Source organism: Aminobacter sp. MET-1, from assembly GCF_026521175.1.
Classification (GTDB): domain Bacteria; phylum Pseudomonadota; class Alphaproteobacteria; order Rhizobiales; family Rhizobiaceae; genus Aminobacter.
Window position 1 is genome coordinate 240,430 of the sequence record NZ_JAMSHL010000001.1, and the last position, 18,824, is coordinate 259,253.

21 protein-coding genes are annotated in these 18,824 nt (G+C 63.4%); 11 read left to right on the forward strand and 10 right to left on the reverse strand.

Annotation, left to right across the window (positions count from 1 at the left end):
- Positions 1 to 6 precede the first annotated feature (6 nt).
- Positions 7 to 777, reverse strand: a complete 771-nt coding sequence (locus NDO48_RS01200; RefSeq protein ID WP_267320706.1) for a sulfite exporter TauE/SafE family protein — start codon at positions 775 to 777, stop codon at positions 7 to 9.
- A 215-nt stretch (positions 778 to 992) separates the two neighbouring features.
- Positions 993 to 1,451, reverse strand: a complete 459-nt coding sequence (locus NDO48_RS01205; protein WP_267320707.1) for a cupin domain-containing protein — start codon at positions 1,449 to 1,451, stop codon at positions 993 to 995.
- Between the two features lie 163 nt (positions 1,452 to 1,614).
- On the opposite strand from NDO48_RS01205, the gene NDO48_RS01210 reads away from it, so the two are divergent.
- Entirely contained in the window at positions 1,615 to 2,331 is a 717-nt protein-coding gene (locus NDO48_RS01210) for a type 1 glutamine amidotransferase (RefSeq protein ID WP_267320708.1), read from the forward strand.
- A 92-nt stretch (positions 2,332 to 2,423) separates the two neighbouring features.
- Positions 2,424 to 2,582: a hypothetical protein gene (locus tag NDO48_RS01215; protein WP_018429883.1), complete on the forward strand. Its 159-nt coding sequence runs from the start codon at positions 2,424 to 2,426 to the stop codon at positions 2,580 to 2,582.
- Positions 2,583 to 2,659: 77 nt separating this feature from the next.
- Here NDO48_RS01215 and NDO48_RS01220 read toward each other — a convergent pair whose 3' ends face one another.
- A complete protein-coding gene (locus NDO48_RS01220; RefSeq protein ID WP_018429882.1) occupies positions 2,660 to 2,914 on the reverse strand; it encodes a DUF982 domain-containing protein in 255 nt (84 codons plus the stop codon).
- A 421-nt stretch (positions 2,915 to 3,335) separates the two neighbouring features.
- Between NDO48_RS01220 and NDO48_RS01225 the strand changes: the two genes are divergently transcribed.
- The 5 genes from NDO48_RS01225 (at position 3,336) to NDO48_RS01245 (ending at position 5,884) form a co-directional block, all read left to right on the forward strand.
- Complete coding sequence (locus NDO48_RS01225; RefSeq protein WP_267320709.1) at positions 3,336 to 3,695, forward strand: DUF4189 domain-containing protein; 360 nt, start codon at positions 3,336 to 3,338, stop codon at positions 3,693 to 3,695.
- 156 nt (positions 3,696 to 3,851) lie between these two features.
- Positions 3,852 to 4,265, forward strand: a complete 414-nt coding sequence (locus NDO48_RS01230; protein ID WP_018429880.1) for a hypothetical protein — start codon at positions 3,852 to 3,854, stop codon at positions 4,263 to 4,265.
- Between the two features lie 96 nt (positions 4,266 to 4,361).
- The gene (locus tag NDO48_RS01235; RefSeq protein ID WP_018429879.1) at positions 4,362 to 4,865 is read left to right on the forward strand and encodes a GNAT family N-acetyltransferase; all 504 of its coding nucleotides are present in this window, start codon (positions 4,362 to 4,364) and stop codon (positions 4,863 to 4,865) included.
- 1 nt (position 4,866) lies between these two features.
- Positions 4,867 to 5,325 carry a hypothetical protein gene (locus tag NDO48_RS01240; protein ID WP_267320710.1) on the forward strand — a complete coding sequence of 153 codons (459 nt, stop codon included), beginning with the start codon at positions 4,867 to 4,869 and terminating at the stop codon, positions 5,323 to 5,325.
- 136 nt (positions 5,326 to 5,461) lie between these two features.
- The gene (locus tag NDO48_RS01245) at positions 5,462 to 5,884 is read left to right on the forward strand and encodes a hypothetical protein (RefSeq protein WP_267320711.1); all 423 of its coding nucleotides are present in this window, start codon (positions 5,462 to 5,464) and stop codon (positions 5,882 to 5,884) included.
- Between the two features lie 9 nt (positions 5,885 to 5,893).
- Here NDO48_RS01245 and NDO48_RS01250 read toward each other — a convergent pair whose 3' ends face one another.
- Positions 5,894 to 6,919: a class I fructose-bisphosphate aldolase gene (locus NDO48_RS01250; protein WP_267320712.1), complete on the reverse strand. Its 1,026-nt coding sequence runs from the start codon at positions 6,917 to 6,919 to the stop codon at positions 5,894 to 5,896.
- A 294-nt stretch (positions 6,920 to 7,213) separates the two neighbouring features.
- On the opposite strand from NDO48_RS01250, the gene NDO48_RS01255 reads away from it, so the two are divergent.
- Positions 7,214 to 7,594, forward strand: coding sequence for a cupin domain-containing protein (locus tag NDO48_RS01255; RefSeq protein WP_026227578.1), 381 nt, complete (start codon positions 7,214 to 7,216; stop codon positions 7,592 to 7,594).
- Between the two features lie 94 nt (positions 7,595 to 7,688).
- On the opposite strand, the gene NDO48_RS01260 is transcribed toward NDO48_RS01255, so the two are convergent.
- Positions 7,689 to 8,885, reverse strand: a complete 1,197-nt coding sequence (locus NDO48_RS01260) for a phosphoglycerate kinase (RefSeq protein WP_267320713.1) — start codon at positions 8,883 to 8,885, stop codon at positions 7,689 to 7,691.
- A 152-nt stretch (positions 8,886 to 9,037) separates the two neighbouring features.
- Here NDO48_RS01260 and NDO48_RS01265 point away from each other — a divergent pair, with 152 nt between their 5' ends.
- Positions 9,038 to 9,589: an AAA family ATPase gene (locus tag NDO48_RS01265; RefSeq protein WP_267320714.1), complete on the forward strand. Its 552-nt coding sequence runs from the start codon at positions 9,038 to 9,040 to the stop codon at positions 9,587 to 9,589.
- A gap of 36 nt (positions 9,590 to 9,625) precedes the next feature.
- Here the strand turns inward: NDO48_RS01265 and NDO48_RS01270 are convergent, their stop codons facing one another.
- The 3 genes from NDO48_RS01270 to tkt all read right to left on the reverse strand — a co-directional run bounded on the left by NDO48_RS01270 (position 9,626) and on the right by tkt (position 14,808).
- Positions 9,626 to 11,485 carry a potassium/proton antiporter gene (locus NDO48_RS01270; protein WP_267320715.1) on the reverse strand — a complete coding sequence of 620 codons (1,860 nt, stop codon included), beginning with the start codon at positions 11,483 to 11,485 and terminating at the stop codon, positions 9,626 to 9,628.
- Between the two features lie 300 nt (positions 11,486 to 11,785).
- On the reverse strand, positions 11,786 to 12,796 hold the full coding sequence (gene gap / locus NDO48_RS01275; protein ID WP_018429871.1) for a type I glyceraldehyde-3-phosphate dehydrogenase: 1,011 nt from the start codon (positions 12,794 to 12,796) through the stop codon (positions 11,786 to 11,788).
- A gap of 23 nt (positions 12,797 to 12,819) precedes the next feature.
- The gene (gene tkt, locus NDO48_RS01280) at positions 12,820 to 14,808 is read right to left on the reverse strand and encodes a transketolase (RefSeq protein WP_267320716.1); all 1,989 of its coding nucleotides are present in this window, start codon (positions 14,806 to 14,808) and stop codon (positions 12,820 to 12,822) included.
- A gap of 284 nt (positions 14,809 to 15,092) precedes the next feature.
- Between tkt and NDO48_RS01285 the strand changes: the two genes are divergently transcribed.
- Together NDO48_RS01285 and NDO48_RS01290 are read left to right on the forward strand one after the other, a co-directional pair.
- The gene (locus tag NDO48_RS01285) at positions 15,093 to 15,365 is read left to right on the forward strand and encodes a DUF4164 domain-containing protein (RefSeq protein ID WP_018429869.1); all 273 of its coding nucleotides are present in this window, start codon (positions 15,093 to 15,095) and stop codon (positions 15,363 to 15,365) included.
- Between the two features lie 7 nt (positions 15,366 to 15,372).
- Entirely contained in the window at positions 15,373 to 15,735 is a 363-nt protein-coding gene (locus NDO48_RS01290) for a cell division protein ZapA (RefSeq protein WP_018429868.1), read from the forward strand.
- Between the two features lie 17 nt (positions 15,736 to 15,752).
- Here NDO48_RS01290 and NDO48_RS01295 read toward each other — a convergent pair whose 3' ends face one another.
- Entirely contained in the window at positions 15,753 to 17,522 is a 1,770-nt protein-coding gene (locus NDO48_RS01295) for a diguanylate cyclase (RefSeq protein WP_267320717.1), read from the reverse strand.
- A gap of 252 nt (positions 17,523 to 17,774) precedes the next feature.
- Complete coding sequence (rpoH, locus tag NDO48_RS01300; protein WP_026227577.1) at positions 17,775 to 18,674, reverse strand: RNA polymerase sigma factor RpoH; 900 nt, start codon at positions 18,672 to 18,674, stop codon at positions 17,775 to 17,777.
- Between the last annotated feature and the right edge of the window lie 150 nt (positions 18,675 to 18,824).

Genomic DNA, 18,824 nt, shown 5'->3' on the forward strand with positions numbered 1-18,824 from the left:
ATTGCTCTAGAAGGCTGGCGCCAGGCCCTGCCAGGAAATATGGGCGCCGAGGACGGCGAGCCCGGCAAAGAACCAACGCCTGAAGGTTTCCGGTTCGATGCGGCCGCGCAGCCAGCCGCCCAGCCACATGCCCAGCAATGCCGGCAGCACAGCGTAGGCCGAGATGCCGAGCGATTGCATGGGCACCGCGCCGTTCATCCAGAGCCCGACGGCAAGTGCTGCCGTGGAGACGGTGAAGGACAGGCCAAGTGCCTGCACCAGGTCGTCGCGGCCAAGGCCAAGGCCGCCGAGATGGGGCACGGCCGGAATGACGAAGACACCGGTAGCGCCCGTCATCACTCCGGTTGCGGCGCCGACGAGCGGGCTGGCCCAGGGCTCGATGGCGGGGGGCACCGACATGCGCAGCCTGAGCAGTCCGAGCACGGCATAAGCGAGAAGCACAAGGCCGAGGCTGGCCGTGACCGTAGTCGTATAGATGCTGGTGATGAGGCCGCTCGAGGCGAGGGTGGTGAGGAAGACCGCAACCATCATCGGCCACAGGCGACGCGTCAGCGCGGAGACATTCGGGCCGGCCAGCAATTGCCAGATGTTGGTGACGAAGGAGGGCAGGAGCAGGATCGCGGCGGCCTCGGCCGGCAGCATGACGAGGCCGAGCAGCCCCATGGCGATTGTCGGCAGGCCAAGCCCGACGACGCCCTTGACCAATCCGGCAAGAACAAAGACCGCACCGACTGTTGCGACCAGCAGTAAGGGCTCCAGCATGAAGCGAAGATGCATCGATCCCGGAGTTGGGGCAATGGAGGGCGAGGGGGCCGAGGCAAGCGGCGCCCGCACACTTGCCTCGGCTGCAGAACTCGCCGGAGAGAAACCCCTTCCCCACCCCGGCGAGCCTATTCCCGATCTGATGCAGACCGGGTCCGGCTTTCACCGGCAACCGAAACGTTGCATCAAGCGTGCCAGCCGGGTGTGTGCCGAAATGGGATAAAGGCGGTTCAAAGTGCCATTGTCGCCTCGTTGACGATGCCGAGGCGGGCTTCGATCGCAGCTATCTTTTCTGGGGTATCGGCGTTCGCCACCTCGATGTCGATGAACAGTTGCTCGAAGCCACCTGGCGTGACGATGGCGAACATCTGGCCGGGCTCGTCGCCGATGGTTTTCCAGGAATGCTCGACGAAGGGCGGCAGGGTTACCACCGTGCCGGCCGGGGCGTCGAACTCGTCACCGCCGCAGCGAAACCTGTAGGTGCCCTTGATGACGCGGAAGACCTCGGTCTCGCGTGTGTGGGTGTGGGGTTCCGGGCCCCGGCCGGGCGGCGTGAAGGTCTCCCACATACCGAAGGCGCCGTTGGTGTCGGCAGCGGTGGCGTGGATAACGACCCTGGCTCCGAAGGGCGCGCGGCCAAAACACTCGCTGTCGGGCAACGAGACTACGGCCTTGTCAAACTGGGACATCCTCTCCTCCATCCCGAAACGGCACAAGAATACCACTGAAACGGAGCGGCTGCGCCGCGGCTACAGGAGAGGTGCCTGCGCCAACTTGCGCTGACGCCGTGACCTATCGCGCCTCACGGACATTGGTTTCACATTGGCGGCTGCAAGCGGCCGAGGGCATCCGATGAAAATCCTTGTATTCCAGCATCTCAGGGTCGAACACAGCGGCATCTTCGCCGAGTTCTGGCGCAATGCCGGGCATAGTGAGCACATCGTCGAACTGGACGAGGGCGAGGCGATCCCCGACCTCGACGGCTATGACATGCTGGCCGTGATGGGCGGGCCGATGGATGTGTGGCAGGAGGAGCAGCACCCTTGGCTCGTGCCTGAAAAGGCGGCGATCAGGCATTGGGTGCGCAAGCTCCGGAGGCCCTATCTCGGCATCTGCCTAGGGCACCAGCTGCTGGCCGATGCGCTGGGCGGTAAGGTCGGGCTGATGAAAGCGCCGGAGGTCGGGCTGGCGACGGTCGAATTGACCGAAGCGGGCCGCCGCGACCGGCTGTTTTCCGGCGTCGAGCCGAAGATCGAGACATTACAGTGGCACGGCGCGGAGGTGTCGATGCTGCCGGAAGGCGGAGAAGTGCTGGCCGGGAATGCCGCCTGCGCCATCCAGGCGATGCGCGTCGGCCCCAATGCCTACGGTTTCCAGTATCACATGGAGATCACCGACCGCACGGTTGGAGACTGGTCGAAGATCCCCGAATATGCGGCGAGCCTGAAGCAGGCGCTTGGGGCGGAGGCGGCGGCGCGTCTCGCCCAGACGGTCGCGCCTTATCTACAGGCGTTCCGCAAGACGGCCAGCCGCATCAACGACAATTTCTTTGTCGCCACGGGTGGTTGAGGGGTAGGTGGGGTGGCGGGCGCCGACGTGGCCGGTTGTGTTCGAGGGCGTATGGCCCTAGGCAGGCATGAACCGGAACAAGAGGACGATGCATGCCCAGACCGACGAACTACAATCAGGAACGCCGCGACCGTGATCGCGCCAAGGCGGCGAAGAAGGCCGACAAGCTGGCCGCCAAAGCCGAGGCAAAGTTGCGCGGCAAGACCGGCGCGGATGCCCAGCCGGAGCCGGAAGGCGACACCGAAGAGTAGGGCTTCGATGCACCGGTGGGTGCATCGGGACGCCGAACTATTGCACCCTGCCCGTGATCGTCGGGCCGGTGCGCCGATCAATCCTTGTCGTTGATGAAGATGCCCGCCTCGCGCGCCGCAGCGACGAAGGCCCGCCGGGCAGCCATGGCCGGCTTTTCGCCCGAGATGGCGTCGGAGCATGCCTGAAGGGCTGCGCGATGCTTGGGGCTTTTCTTGCCGGGCCAATTGTTGAGCAGGAAAGCCGAGGCCTCCTTGGCACTGCGCAGCAGCAGCGGTGTGCCGGCGGCATCGCCCTTTACGGTGACGGGCGTTTCAAACCTGATATTTTCCATCGCCGCTCATACGCCAAACCGGCGCGGGAAGCGAGGCGGATTAAGCCAAGCGACGCCAAGCGCCCGCACAGGCCATTTTAGCGGAAGGATATATGCTTTGGGGCCTTGTCGGGCTTTGGCTGCCGTGACAGACAAAACCTGTCATTTCAGGCAATGAGACAACATTTCATGTCCAGCATTTCAGCAATCAAGGCCAGTTTTTGTGGTTTGACCTTGCATGGTCTTGCGCTTGCGCCGGCGGCTGGCTTTGGCACGATGGCCGCCTTGGACTGAAGCCGGCAACCGCGGCCGTAGGGCCAGAACAATCACATGCGTTTGTGCGTCTGTCGGCCGATCGGGCAGCGGGACGTGCATGGGAGGAAAGCCAGCAAGACCGGGCGCGTGGCGGACCGTTGGGGTTCGTCGCATTGGGGGACTATCTATGTTTCAGAAAATCAGAACCGGCCTGATCATCGCCGCGCTCGTCGGCTTGCAGGCCACGTCGGCGCTGGCGTTCGGTGCGATTGCCGTCAACGACTCGCAGGGCACGTCGGCCGAAGAGGCCGGCTACGGCCTGGGTTGGGGTTCGACGCAGAAGGAAGCCGAAAACAACGCTGTGTCGGCCTGCAAGGCAGTGGGCAACGACACTTGCGAAGTCGCGGTCTGGTTCGAGCAATGCGGCGCCTATGCCGGCGACCGGGTCAATTATGGCATCGGCTTTGGCGAGACCAAGAAGATCGCCGAGAGCAAGGCGCTTGAAGACTGTCCGAACTGCAAGATCATCGTTTCGGAATGCCAGTAAGCTCACGCGTCCTCCCGGACGCGCAAGGGTGCTGCAAACCCTGAATTCGTCCATGATCCCTCCCGAGAATCGATTCTGGGTTTCGTGAGCATGGCACTAGACTACGGCTGCGCGGTTGGCGCGGCCGCCACCCGCTCAAGATGGGATGAGGAAAAAATGAAACAGGTCCTGTCAGCCGTTTTCGGCTTTTTGCTTGCAAGCGCCGCGCCGGCCCTTGCCGAGGGTGACCGCTACCGGGCCTTCAGCACCACCGCCGAGAGCATCACCGGCGACATCACGATGGACGATTTCTCCATCACTTTCGCCAATGGCGAGGGACTGAAATTTTCGGCTTTGCTGGGCGATCATTTCGTCGTCGACGGCCAGCGGGTGAACGCGTCGGTCTACAGTGTCGAGACGCCGTCCGACCCCGAGTTGGAGAACGGCAACCGACTGTGCGGGGCGGGCGACGTTTCCTATCTTGCGACCTGGTCTGGCGGCGAGGGCCTGACGGTCGTTGCAGTGTTCACCGGCGACGAGCCGCCTGAAAGCAGCGACGAGATGTGTGCGTCGTACACCTACATGGACTAGGTCCGTCGGCGTGACTGCGGTCCCGCCTGCGTGGGCGCTTGGCAGCAGGCGCGCGTGGTGGTTTGGTGGCGGCGTCGCTGCTCAGGGAGATGCGCCATGCCAGACGGCCTGACGTTGCTTGCCAACCGGCCCGAGGCCTTCTCGGAGCCTGAACTTGCCGCCTTCGCTGCGCTTGTGGCTTCGGGTGGACAGGTGCCGACCGACGGGCTCGCGCACAAGGTGCGGCAGGCGGAGCTGCTGGTGACGATCTCCGACGGCGACAGCATCGTGGCCACCTCGGCGATCAAGACGCCGTCCGATGACTATCGCGCCTACCAGTTCGCCGAGGCCGGTTCGGTGCTCGATCCCGAAAACTTCCGCTGCGAGTTCGGCTATGTCGTGGTCGCTCCCAGCCATCGAAATCGGGGGCTGGGCCAAATGCTTGCCGAGAAGGCCCTTTCCTCCTGGGGCACGGCCCCTGTTTATGCGACGACGCTGATCGGAAACGCAGCGATGCATCGGGTGCTTGAGGCGAACGGTTTCGTGCGAAGCGGTGCGGCCTACCCCGATCTCGACGCGCCTGACGACCTCCTGCATCTGTTTGTGAAGACCGGGACCTGACATGACCATGGAAGCGGGCGGGGACATCAAGATCCCACAAGGGGTGCAGACGGCGGCCGCCATGGTGGTGGCGCTGGGGACCTATACGCTTGTCTACTACGTTGCCGTCAGTCTGGTGCTGGTCGCCCAGGATGCCTTTCCTGATCTGTTTGCACTCGTGTTGATGGGCGTCCGGCCGAATGTCGTGCAGATGATCGCCGCCGTCTTCGGCGCGGTATCGAGCATGTGGATTGCCAAGGCGGTGTGCGACCTGACGCTGACCCCGTATCAACAGCGGCCGGTGTTCTGGATGTTCACTGGCGTGCTGGGGGCGATGACGCTGGGCAAATTCGGGGCGCCGTCGATGGGACAGCAGATGGCCGTGGCGACGCAGTTCGTGACGGCTGTGGGCATGGCCTACGCGCTGTTCTGGCGGGAGGGAAGGATGCCCGATATCATAGATGAGGGACCAATCGACTGACGGCCGGTGAGGTCTTGGCTCTTCTGGGGGGAAGATCATGCACGACGAAGGTGTTGCCCGCGTCGCGTTCGGGCCAAAGACGCTGGGCGCCATGTTGCTGGCGCTTGTCGTCTATGTGGTTGCCTCATAGGTCGTCATGCTGGCGGTGACCTTGGCGGTGGGGGTGCTCGTCTCCGCTGCGCAGTGGCTGCTTGGTGATCCAAATGCGCCGCTGATCCGCCTCATCGGTGCGGTCCTCGGCTCGGTCGCCGGAATGTGGTCCGCGCGCCAGGCCTGCGATATGGCCTTCGACGCGTATCAGCCGCGCCCGGTGTTCTGGATGTTCGTGGTTGTGTTGCTGGCCGCTGCCGGCAGCCGGGTGTCCGGCAATCTGGATATCGCACAGCTGGTGCTCGGTGTGTGCAATATCTGGCGGCGCTGCTGGCTGCCTTCTTTTACTTCTGGACTACGCGCTCGCCGATCACGACGACAGCCGGAATGGTTCGTTCTGATTGAGCCCCGGTTGCCGTTTGACCAAAAGCCCCGGATCGCTCCGGGGCTTTTTCATTTCAAGCCATGAGGGCGAAGCTTACGCAGCCTTTTCCAGCGCGGACTTCCACTGGCCAAGGGCTGCCAGGTGGTTCATGTGGGCGCGGTGGGTGAAAGCGGCCTGGCCGGCGGCGAGGTTTTCGACCTTGCCCGACCATGCCTTCTGCGGCGCTGCCTGCAGCGCACGGCCGTAGGAGAAGGTCAGCTTCCACGGATGCGGGCCGATGGCGTTGATGGCGTTGAGGTTGGCGGTTGCCTCTTCGTCGGACTGGCCGCCCGACAGGAAGGCGATGCCCGGGACCGCAGCCGGAACCGTCTCGCGGAACAGCTTGATGGTCTTTTCGGCGATTTCTTCGGCGCTGGCCTGCTTGGCGGCCTTCTTGCCGGAGATCACCATGTTCGGCTTCAGGATGGTGCCTTCGAGCACGACGCGGGCGGCGTAGAGCTCGTCATAGAGCTTGACCAGCGTCGCCTTGGTGACGTCGTAACAGGTGTCGATGTCGTGGGCGCCGTCCATCAGCACTTCCGGCTCGACGATCGGTACGATACCGGCTTCCTGGCAGAGCGCCGCATAGCGGGCGAGGGCCTGGGTGTTGGCCGAGAGCGAATAGGTCGACGGCACGTTCTTGCTGGTGTCGATGTCGATCACGGCGCGCCATTTGGCGAAGCGGGCACCGAGCTTGTAGTAGTCGGCAAGGCGCTCGCGCAGGCCGTCGAGGCCTTCGGTGATGGTGTCGCCCGGGAAGTTGACGATGGCCTTGGCGCCGGCGTCGACCTTGATGCCGGGGATCGCGCCAGCGGCCTTGATGAGTTCGACCAGCGGGGTGCCGTCGGCAGCGTTCTGGCGAATGGTCTCGTCGTAGAGGATGACGCCGGAGATGTACTTGGTCATCGCCTCCTTGGTGCGGAACATCATCTCGCGATAGTCGCGGCGGCTGTCGGCCGTCGACTCGACGCCGATGACGTCGAAACGCTTCTTGATGGTGCCGGAGCTTTCGTCCGCAGCCAGAATGCCCTTGCCGTTCGCCACCATGGCGACGGCGATGTCTTCGAGACGTTCGCTCATACAATTACCTCCTGGTCAGATGCGGCGCGCATAGCAGATGGTTTTCCCGAACGGAATGCCGTCGGGAAGCCTATAACCGATTGAAATTATTTCAATCGTTTTAGCTACGAGCGAGGTTTTCGCATGGATGGCAAGTATATGAACTTATAGTTTTTTGATTGTACGAAAGTACATATTGGCGTCTGAAGTGGCTGAACCCGCCTGATCTGCGAGGGGCTTGCTACCAATTATATAAGTAAGTGCTAAAATATATCCTTCCGCGTGTGTCCACGCGTGACACGATGGGAGGATGCCATGGCCGATGGAGGAATGAACGTCACCAAATTCGAGACCAAGTCCCACAACGAGCCTGATGAGGTCCGCTCGCCTGCCAAGACGCGCGTCGAGGTGGTGCGGCTGGCAGGTTTCACGCTCGGGCGGCTCAACATGGAGCCGGGATGGCGGTGGTCGGAATGCGTGAAGCCGGTGGTCAAGACAGACAGCTGCCAGGTGTCGCATGTCGGCTATGTCGTCTCAGGCACGCTGACGGTGAGGCTGAATGACGGGACGCAGAAGACGCTGGTGAAGGGCGCGTCCTACACCATCCCGCCCGGCCACGATGCCTGGGTCGAGGGCAATGAACGCTTCGTCTGCATCGAGGTGATGAGCGCCGAGCAATACGCCAAGCCGGCTTAGGCGGGCCATGGCGAAGGTTGCGGCGAGGTGAGGGGCGAGGCGGGTTGGGGTTAGAGCCCTCCCCCGCCTTGCGAGGGAGGTCTCCCGCTCGGCGTTACGCCTTGAGCACTTCGACACCAGGCAGTTCCTTGCCTTCCATCCATTCGAGGAAGGCACCGCCGGCGGTGGAGACGTAGGAGAAGTCGTCGGCAACGCCGGCATGGTTGAGCGCTGCCACCGTATCGCCGCCGCCGGCGACCGAGACGAGCTTGCCGGCCTTGGTGCGGGCTGCCGCATGCTGGGCCGCCGAGACGGTTGCCTTGTCGAAGGGCGCGATCTCGAAGGCGCCGAGCGGGCCGTTCCAGACCAAGGTCGCGGCACGGTCGATCCAGTCGTTGATCGAGGCCACTGTCTTCGGGCCGACGTCGAGGATCATGGCATCTTCAGGCACGGCATCGATGGCGACGACCTCGTTGGCGGCGCCCGCCTTGAACTCGCGAGCAACTATGCCGTCCGACGGCAGGATGATGGCGCAGCCCGATTGCGCCGCCTCGATCATGATCTGCTTGGCAGTGGGTGCCAGGTCATGCTCGCACAGCGACTTGCCGACATTGGTGCCGCGCGCGGCGAGGAAGGTGTTGGCCATACCGCCGCCGATGACGAGTGCGTCGACCTTCTTTACCAGGTTCATCAACAGGTCGATCTTGGTCGAGACCTTGGCGCCGCCGACGATGGCTACGACCGGCTTGACCGGGTTTCCGAGGCCCTTTTCCAGCGCCTCGAGCTCGGCCTGCATGGTACGTCCGGCATAGGCAGGCAGCTTGCGGGCGAGGCCTTCGGTAGAAGCGTGCGCCCGGTGGGCGGCCGAGAAGGCATCGTTAACGAAGATGTCGCCATTGGCTGCCAGCTGTTCGGTGATGGCGGGGTCGTTCTTTTCCTCGCCCTTGTAGAAGCGTGTGTTCTCGAGGAGCAGGATGTCGCCGTCTTTCATTGCGCCGACGGCCGCGGCTGCCTTTTCGCCGATGCAATCGGCGGCAAAGCCGACCGGGCGGCCGATGACCTCGGACGTCGCACTGGCAATGGGCGCGAGCGACAGGGCCGGATCGGGGCCTTCCTTCGGGCGGCCGAAATGGGCCAGCAAGATGACCTTGGCGCCCTTGTCGGCGAGTTCGGTGATGGTGGGAGCGATGCGCTCGATGCGGGTCGCATCCGTCACCTTGCCGTCGGCGACTGGCACGTTGAGGTCAACGCGGACCAGAACCCGCTTGCCGCTGACGTTGCCGATGGTGTCGAGAGTCTTGAAGGCGGCCATGGGGTTCCCTTTCCGATGGAGAGATCGCGCGGACCATACAAATCGCGGGCGCGGATGCAAGGTTTGCGCAGGGGCGTGGGCGAAATTTTGATGCTGGATGCTCTTCCGGTCGCGGCCATGAGCGGCTATCGCCGGGAAAACAAGGGGTAAGCATGCGCATCGCGGTCACCGGCACGCACGGCAGCGGCAAGACGACCCTCATCGACGACTTCATTGCCGCATATCCCGGCTATGAGCACGAGCAGGAGCCCTATTGGGCGCTGGCACAGCTAGGCACGCCATTCGCCGACGGTGCAACATCGGCCGATCTTGAGGAGCAACTGGATCAGAGCTGCGGGATGATCCTGGCTTCAACCGCGTCGCCTGACATTGTCTACGACCGCTGCCCGCTGGATTTCATCGCCTATCTGGAGGTGGTCGCAGTGCAGGAGGGATTCGAGTGGACGCCGAGCGGCAAGCTGCTCGGCAGGATCGAGAAGGCGCTCGGGTCACTCGACCTCGTGGTCTTCCTACCGCTGTCGCGGCCGGATGAGATCGACGTGGCGATTGAGCTTCCCCGGCTGCGCAGCAAGGTGGACGCGCGGCTGAAGGCGATCATCCGCGACGATGAACTTGGTCTGCTCGAAGACGGCCCGAACATTATCGAGCTGCGTGGGACGCGGTCGGAGCGGCTGGCGCTGCTTGGGGCCATCCCGGCCGGGTGAGGATGGTGCAGCTTGCTGCGTCGTCCCTGACGCGCCTCAGGCGTCCTCGGATAACCCTTCCGAGGTCGTTGCGGTCTCCTGCTTGGGGGCCTTGTCCTTGCGCCTGGCGAAGAAGCGGCGGATGCGGTCGCTGATTTCGCCGCCGCTGAGGAACACCGGCACCGGCGGCGGCGGTGGGGCGGGCTCGATGGAGAGGCCGACCGAGACGATGCGGCCCTTTTCGTCGACGTCGCGGACGATCAGATCGATGAGGCCGAGCGAGACGCGGTCGGCATATTCGACATGGCCGCGCAGCCGCTGCTTGATGAGGTCGGCGATGGTGAGCTTGCGCTCCTCTTCCTTGACGGTGGCGCCATAGACCGCTTCCAGCTCGCCGGCGAGGTGGGTCTGATCGACGGTGAAAGCGCCGAAGAAATCCTCGTCCTCGGCATCGACCTCGGCGCGGCTGGCAAACAACCGGTCGAGCAGGCGCGGATAGCGGTCGGGCACGAAGATATAGACGTTGTCGCCGGCCTGCAGGCGACCCATGTCCTGGAAGCGCATGGAGCGACCTTCGCGGACCACCAGGGAAGGGCGGGCCCAGCGCGGGATGCGCTGGCCCTTGGCGACGGGGCTGCCAGGCACGACGCGATAGGCGAGCAATTCGTGATGGGCCGAGCCCGGAAGCTCGAGCTCGACCTTGTCGAGCGGACCGTAGCGCTGCGGCACGATGAGGCCGAGGCGGCGGGCCAGCGGGCCGACCGTCCAGCCCTGGATGACAAGCGAGGTCAGGACGATGATGAAGGCGATGTTGAAGATCGCCCGCCCGTTTTCCAGTCCGCCGAGCAGCGGCGTGATGGCAAGCAGGATCGAAACCGCGCCGCGCAGGCCGACCCAGGAGATGAAGGCGGTTTCCTGGCGCGGGATTTTGAACGGGATGAGGCAGAGCCAAACGGCCACCGGTCGGGCGACGAACATCAGGAACAGACCCAGCACCAGCGCCGTGACCAGGATAGCGGGAAACTGCGATGGCGTGGCGTAGAGGCCGAGCACCAGAAACATGATGATCTGGGCGAGCCAGGACACGCCCTCCTGGAAGCGTTTCAGCGTCGACACCGCGCGGATGTCGGAGTTGCCGGCGACGAGGCCGGCGAGATAGACGGCGAGGAAGCCCGAGCCACCGACGGCGCCGGCGGTGGCGAAGACCAGCAGCGACAGCGTCAGCACGAAGATGGGCAGGAGCCCGCGATCGAGATTGAGCCGCTCGACCAGCTTGACGATGAGGAAGCCGCCGAGCAGGCCGATGGCGGCGCCCAGGATCATCTGGACGAAGAAGCCGATGACCAGGTCGATGAGCAGGAGGTCGGCGTCGGGCTTGGCGCCGAGCGCGATGATCTCGACCAGGGTGATGGTGAGGAAGATGGCGATCGGGTCGTTGGTGCCGGACTCGATTTCGAGCGTCGAGCGGACGCGTTCGCGCAGGTTGATGTTGCCGGCGCGGAGCAGGAAGAACACGGCGGCCGCGTCGGTGGAGGCGACGGCCGCACCGAGCAGGAAGGATTCCAGCCAGGTGAAGCCGGTGAGGTAATAGGCGGCGACGCCGAAGATGACGGTGGTGATGGCGACGCCGATGGTGGCGAGTGTCAGCGCCGGCATACCGGCCAGGCGCAGCACGCCAAGCGGCGTGCCGAAACCGGAATCGAACAGGATGACGGCGAGCGCTATCGAGCCGACGAAATAGGCGAGGTGGGCGTTGTCGAAGACGATGCCGAGGCCATCGACGCCACTGGCGAGGCCGATGCCGAGGAAGAGCAGCAGCAAGGGGGCGCCGAAGCGGAAGGCGATCAGGCTCGAGAAGGCCGCTGCCACCACCAGCGCCGTTCCGACCAGCGTGATCAGATATATCGCCTGTTCCATCCCGCCCCGTCCACAATGCAGCTTTGGAGCCTGTTCCATTCCAACCAGATCGGAATGGGCTCCAACATCCTAGCTGGAGCATGATCCCGTCCGGAAACTCGATTCCACTTTTCGCTAAGCGGACCTGCGGTTCGGGAACATGCTCTTTGCTGCGTCGGTTCAGAGTGCGGCGAAGAAAAGGCCATCGGCAAGCAAGAATGCGATTTTGCCAAGTTGGGCCAAAGATTTTTATGCACTGCAGCAAAAACAAAAACGCCCGGCCGGAGCCGGGCGTTTCGCGATGCCGAAACGGCGTCGAGATCAGGCGATGGTCTTGCCCATGGCAACGGCCGTGTCGGCCATACGGTTGGAGAAGCCCCACTCGTTGTCATACCAGGACATGACGCGCACCAGGTTGCCGTCGATGACCTTGGTCTGGTCGAGCGCGAAGGTCGACGAGGCCGGGTTGTGGTTCAGGTCGATGGAGACCAGCGGCTCATTGGTGAAGGCGAGGATACCCTTGAGCGGACCGTTGGCAGCGGCGACGAGCACTGCGTTGACCTCGTCCACGGTGACCGTCGTCTTGGACACGAACTTGAAGTCGATGACCGAGACATTCGGGGTGGGGACGCGGATCGACACGCCGTCGAGCTTTCCCTTGAGTTCCGGCAGCACGAGGCCGACGGCCTTGGCAGCACCGGTCGAGGTCGGGATCATCGACATCGCCGCTGCGCGGGCGCGGTACAGGTCCTTGTGCATGGTGTCGAGGGTCGGCTGGTCGCCCGTGTAGGCGTGCACCGTCGTCATGAAGCCCTTCTCGATGCCGAAGGCGTCGTTGAGGACCTTGGCCACCGGCGCGAGGCAGTTGGTGGTGCACGAGGCGTTGGAGATGACGATGTGATCCTTGGTGATCTTCTCGTGGTTGACGCCGTAGACGACCGTCAGGTCAGCGTTGTCGGCGGGAGCCGAGACGATGACGCGTTTGGCGCCGGCTGCGAGGTGGGCCGAAGCCTTCTCCTTGGAGGTGAAGATGCCGGTGCACTCAAGCACGATGTCGACGTTCAGTTCCTTCCACGGCAGCTGCGCCGGGTCCTTGATCGCAGTGACCTTGAACTTCTCGGAGCCGATGATGATCTGGTCGCCATCGACCTTGACCTCATGCGGGAAGCGGCCGTGCACGCTGTCATAACGCAGCAGGTGAGCATTGGTCTCGACCGGGCCGAGATCGTTGATGGCGACGACGTCGATGTCCTTGCGGCCCGATTCAAAGATCGCGCGGACGATGTTGCGGCCGATGCGGCCGAAACCATTGATGGCAACTCTAACGGTCATGTCTGATCCTCCTGGGGGACGTCTTAAGCCTGAAGCCGTGCCTTGGCAGCGTCGGCGGCTGCCTCGGCGGTAATGCCGAAATGCTTGTAGAGATCTTCGATCGGGCCGCTGGCGCCGAAGCCGTGCATGCCGATGAAGATACCGTCGGTGCCGATGAAGCTGTCCCAGCCCATGCGGATGCCGGCCTCGATGGCGACCTTGACCTTGGCGTTGCCAATGATGGCCGTGCGGTACTCGGGGCTCTGCTTCTCGAACAGCTCGAATGCCGGAACCGAGACGACGCGGGTCGGGTGGCCGGCGGCCTGCAGCAGGTCGCGGGCGTTCAGCGCGATCTCGATCTCGGAGCCGGTGGCGAAGATGGTGACCTTGGCTTCGCCATTGGCGGTGGCCAGTTCATAGGCGCCGTAGCCGCAGAGATTGTCCTCGGTGTATTCGGTGCGCACCGCAGGCAGATTCTGGCGGGTGAGCGCCAGCGTCGACGGCGTGGTGCGGTTTTCGAGCGTCAGCTGCCAGCACTCGGCCGCTTCCGTCGCATCCGCCGGGCGGAAGACGATGTGGTTGGGAATGGCGCGCAGGGCGGCGAGATGCTCGACCGGCTGGTGGGTCGGGCCGTCCTCGCCGAGACCGATGGAATCATGGGTCATGACGAAGCCGACGCGGATGCCCATCAGCGAGGCCAGGCGCATGGCGGGGCGGGCATAGTCGGAGAAGCACAGGAAGGTGCCGGAGTAGGGGATGACGCCGCCATGCAGCGACATGCCGTTCATTGCGGCGCACATGCCGAGTTCGCGGATGCCATAGTGGACGAAGCGCTGGCCATAGTCGCCGGGGGCGATGTTCTTGGTCTGGCTGGTCTTGGTGTTGTTCGAGCCGGTCAGGTCGGCAGAGCCGCCGATCGTCTCGGGCACGATGCCGTTGATGACCTCGAGCGCCATTTCCGACGACTTGCGGGTGGCGACCTTCGGCTTGTCGACGGCGAGCTTCTTCTTGTAGTCGGCGATTGCGGCGTCGAAGCCGGCCGGCAGGTCGCCGCGCATACGACGTTCGAACTCGGCACGGGTTTCGGTGCCGGCCTCAGCCAGGCGACCTTCCCATTCCTTGCGCTTCTTGGCCGAGTTCAGGCCGGCGAGGCGCCATGCGTCGAGGATGTCGGAGGGGATCTCGAAGGCGGGGTATTCCCAGCCGAGCGCCTTGCGGGTGGCTTCGACCTCGGCAGCGCCGAGTGGTGAACCGTGGACCTTGTTGGTGCCGGCCTTGGCCGGCGAGCCGAAGCCGATGGTGGTCTTGGCGGCGATCAGGGTCGGACGGTCGGAGCGCTTGGCGGCCTCGATTGCGCCGGCGATCGCTTCCGGATCATGGCCGTCGATAGCGAGCGTGTTCCAGCCCGAAGCGGCGAAGCGCGCCAGCTGGTCGGTCGAGTCGGCCAGTGAGATCGGGCCGTCGATGGAGATGTTGTTGTGATCCCAGAAAACGATCAGCTTGTTGAGCTTGAGGTGGCCGGCAAGCGTCAGAGCTTCCTGCGAGATGCCTTCCATCAGGCAGCCGTCGCCGGCGAGCACGTAGGTGTAGTGGTCGACCAGCGCATCGCCGAACTGGGCGTTCATGATGCGCTCGGCGAGCGCCATGCCGACTGCGTTGCCGAGACCCTGGCCGAGCGGGCCAGTGGTGGTCTCGATGCCCGAGGCATGGCCGTATTCGGGGTGGCCGGCAGTCTTCGAGCCGAGCTGGCGGAAATTCTTGATCTGCTCGATGGTCATGTCCTCGTAGCCCGAGAGGTAGAGCACCGAGTAGAGCAGCATCGAGCCATGGCCGGCGGAGAGCACGAAACGGTCGCGGTCGTGCCAATGCGGGTTGGCCGGGTCATGCTTGAGGAAGCGGGTGTAGAGCACCGTGGCGATGTCGGCAGCGCCCATGGGCAGGCCGGGATGGCCGGAATTGGCCTTCTCTACGGCGTCAATGGACAGAAAGCGGATCGCGTTGGCCATCCGGTCGTGTTTTTCGCGCGAGGACATCGTCCCTCCCATAAGCCGAGAAAAGGGGGCCGCCGGGGCCCCAGAAAGGTGGGGCGACACATAGCAGGCACAGGGCTTGAGTCAACAAATCGGTGCGTTTTCGGCGGCATTTGCGGCGCCAAGTCACGCTTGTGACGGATTCGATCGCGGACGCCGGCGCGGTTAGCGGGGGAAAGGCCGAACAGCTTTGTTGACGCCCCGTTCAACCGGTGCCTAATGTTTCAGGCATAACGCGTTCTGAAACGTGCGCGATTCGGTGATGGGCGAGGGTCCATAAAGGAACCATGACCGGGGAAACGACACTCAAGGAAGTCATTGGCCGGCTCGGCAGGGCGATCGAGACGCTGGAAAGCGCTGCCGCTGCACGCCTGGAGCATGAGCAGGATTACGGCGAAGCTGAAGCCGAGGTCCAGCGTATGAATGCCGACCGTGCGCGATTGGCCCAGGAACTCGACAATTCCGAAGCCCGGGCCGAGCGGCTCGAAGAAGCCAACAAGGAAGTCTCGCGGCGGCTCGTGACCGCCATGGAGACGATCCGCGCGGTGCTGGACAGGTAGGGTGGAGATGGCGCAAGTCACAGTCACCATCGACGGCAAGCAATACCGCATGGCCTGCGACGAAGGGCAGGAAGAGCATCTGATCGATCTCGCCAGCCGGTTCGACCGCTATGTCATGCATCTCAAGGATTCATTCGGTGAGATCGGCGACCAGCGGCTGACCGTGATGGCCGGCATCATGGTGATGGACGAGCTCAACGAGCTGCAGAAGCGGGTCAAGGGCATGGAGACCGAGGTCCAGACCCTGCGTAAGACGCGCGACGACGCGCTGACCAAGGCCGACAAGAACGACGCGGCGCTCATCGGCGCGCTCGGTGGTCTGGCTCAGCGCATGGAAGACCTTGCCGGCAAGCTGGTCAGGAAAGGGTAGGGACGGGCAAGCTCGATCTATCGAGCGGATCCGCCGCTGCTCACCATGACCCGCGTCGCCCGGTCCGGCCAGGCATCAAAGACTGGCTCGGCATCATCCTTCGATCCTTGCGCCAATGCCGTCTGGGTTCGATTGCGACCAGCAAGCTTGGCGTTGTAAAGTAGCCTGTCGGCCTGTTCGTAGAGCTTTGCGAACTCCATATCCGCATTTAGCGACGCATCCGTCATGCCCATGCTTGCAGTTACGGGTCGTCCAAGGCCTGGAACGGCATTGGCCACGACAGCGGGGATCGCCTGGCGTCGACGCTCGGCATGAAGCTGGGCATCTTCTCCGCGTACAAGCAGTACGAATTCCTCTCCGCCGAGGCGGAACGCATGAACCTGCGGGTCCGCCTGGAGGGCTTCGGCCACGGCTTTCAGCACGGCGTCGCCGATCACGTGGCCGTGAACATCGTTGATCGCCTTGAAGTGGTCCAGGTCGAGCACGGCAAGCGTGCGGTAGCCCTCGGCGCGGAACCTCTCGAAATTCTGCTCGATTGCCCGCCGGTTGAGCAATCCCGTCAGCGCGTCGCGCTCGGACAGGCGCTCAAGCATGTCGGCTTCGAAGCGTGCGCTGTCGCGCTGGCGCTTGATCGTCATGAAGCGGTCTGCCACGCCGAGCGTGGTGAACAGAACTTCGCATACGCAGCCCACATAAAACAGGAGCATGGCATCGTTGCTCTCCAGTCCGGGTACCACACCCGTGACCAGGCGTACCAGTCCAACCATGATCACCGGTATGTAGCCGACCGCCTGGAACCTGGCGGCCCGGCTTCCGCGCCGCAGGGCGTCGGCAACCGACAATATGAAAATGACGACCACCGGCGCAAAAGCTGCGGTGTACGCTGTGGACTGAAACGAGCGCCCGACGAATGGAAACGCCGCGTGCGACGTGCTGAGAAACATGGCCCATATGGCGCACCAGAGCAGCGCCCGCCGCAGGAGCGGATGTAAGCGGCCGGGTTCGATGAAACTGTGTGTAAACATCGCTCCGGACGCGACCGTGAAGCCGAAGATCACTGTCGTCAGCCAGCTCAACGTCATGGCTGGCGGATCGAAGAGAATGGCTGCAAGACCCGAAGAGACAAGGATCGTCAACAGCAAGGAGATCGTCAGCATGGAATGCCAAAGCACGAATGGCTCGCGCAGGATCCGGTAGAAGGCCGCGTTGAAAATGAGCGGCATAGAGAGCATTCCGGCAAGAATGGCCAGGATAATCAGCGAGCGCACAAGGTCCGGGCCGAGAGCGATGTCAGACGGCGACAGATAGGCTCTCTCCAGCGTCATCTGGTGGCTCGGCAGATCGATCGCGACGACGACCTGCACCGTTTCTCGGGTTACATCAGGCAGGGGGGCCTTGAAGTAGCCGCCACGCAAAGCGCTAGGCAGTTCACCGGCCGGCAAGGAGGTTTGACGCATCGCGCCATCCCGGTCGATCGCCAGCAGATGCACGGCCGCGAGCGCACTTCGCCTTGAAAAGAAATATTGGGGAAGGGCATCGGTTGGTCCGACTTCAAAACGCAGCAGCGTACGTTCGCCTTCGAGCGAATAGCTCCGGTCTCCGCAGGTCCAGCGCCCGGACGAGTGGACCACTGTGCTCAGATCCTCCGACAAGCTGCCTGATGTCCAGCAGGAGCTGCGAATGTCCATGGCTTCAGCCGCACCAAGGGGGCCGGCACCCAGAGATGCAAGCATCACCAGGCTCAGCACTGCCGTCACGAGCGCTTTTCGGAGGTCATTCCAGAACATCGATTGACGCTATGCGCCAAGCATTGAGATGCGGTTACCGGCCTGCAGCCAGCCGGAATTCCTCTGTTAACGGCGTTCCCGAAACTGCCGTGGAGAAAGGCCATGCAGGCAGATGGCCGGCCGATAGGTGGCCCGCCGGGTGCCAATACACAAGCGCCGTGCGTCACGGATGACGCACGGCGCTATAGAGGCAGTTCAGATCGCGTTTTCGTTTGCAGATGCGTTCAGAAGCGCGATCAGCGAGCCGGAATCTCAGGCGTCGATGGTGCGGAGCGCCTGGGCCTGTTTCTTGGCTGCCGCCTTGACTGCGTCCTGCACCTTCTCGAAGGCGCGGACCTCGATCTGGCGGACACGCTCGCGGCTGATGTCGAACTCGGCCGACAGTTCTTCGAGCGTCAACGGCTCTTCTGCCAGGCGACGGGCCTCGAAAATACGCTTCTCGCGGTCGTTGAGCACCGACATGGCGCTCGCCAGCATGCCGCGACGGTTTTCGAGTTCGTCCTGCTCGATCAGCATCTCTTCCTGGCTGTCATGGTCGTCGACAAGCCAGTCCTGCCACTCGCCCGACTCGCCCTCGGTCGCGCGGATCGGCGCGTTGAGCGAGGCGTCGCCCGAGAGGCGGCGGTTCATCGAGACAACTTCGGCTTCGGAAACGTTCAGCCGGGTGGCGATCTCGGTGATCTGGTCAGGCTTCAGGTCACCATCGTCGAGCGCCTGGATCTTGCCCTTGACCTTGCGCAGGTTGAAGAACAGACGCTTCTGATTGGCGGTGGTGCCCATCTTGACCAGGCTCCACGAGCGCAGGATGTACTCCTGGATCGAGGCCTTGATCCACCACATGGCATATGTGGCCAACCGGAAGCCGCGCTCCGGCTCGAACTTCTTGACGGCCTGCATGAGGCCGACATTGCCTTCCGAGATCACTTCGCCGATGGGCAGGCCATAACCGCGATAGCCCATGGCGATCTTTGCCACGAGACGCAGATGGCTGGTGACCAATTTGTGGGCGGCGCCGGTGTCTTCATGCTCATTGTACCGCTTGGCGAGCATGTACTCTTCCTGCGGCTGAAGCATCGGAAAGCGACGGATTTCTTCCAGGTAGCGGCTGAGGCCGCCTTCACCGGAAACGATACTGGGTAGTGACTGGGCCATAAAGCACCCTCCCTCTCTACGAGAATTTGCTCCCTGATCCAGGCGAGCATGAGGCGCGGATGCCGACTGCCTACCGCGCCACGGGTTTCATACAGGAACAAAACCAGAAAAGACAGCTTTTGTTCAACGCGAAACAGAGTGTCACGCCAA